At 72.8% G+C, this 254-nt stretch carries 1 pseudogene; it reads left to right on the plus strand.

The features are described 5' to 3' along the window. A pseudogene (locus IO24_RS0140175) lies at positions 1–254 on the plus strand (IS5/IS1182 family transposase); the annotation flags it as partial.

Here is a 254-nt window from a genome sequence, read left to right on the forward strand (position 1 = left end):
TGCGGGCTGGGCCTTCACGACATGGCGTTCGACCCGTCGCTGCTGGCCTACTTCCGCCGCCGGCTGGCCCGTTCCGCCCGCCCGAACCGCATCTTCGACGCCGTGCGCGAGGTCGTGAAGGCCACCGGCGTACTCAAGGGCAAGCACCGCCGGGCGCTGGACTCCAGCGTGCTGGACGACGCGGTCGCCACCCAGGACACCGTCACCCAGATCATCGCCGCCGTCCGCGCGGTGATCCGCGAGGTCCCCGGCGC

It is taken from the genome of Streptomyces flavovariabilis (genome assembly GCF_000725785.1).
Taxonomy (GTDB): Bacteria; Actinomycetota; Actinomycetes; order Streptomycetales; family Streptomycetaceae; genus Streptomyces; species Streptomyces hawaiiensis.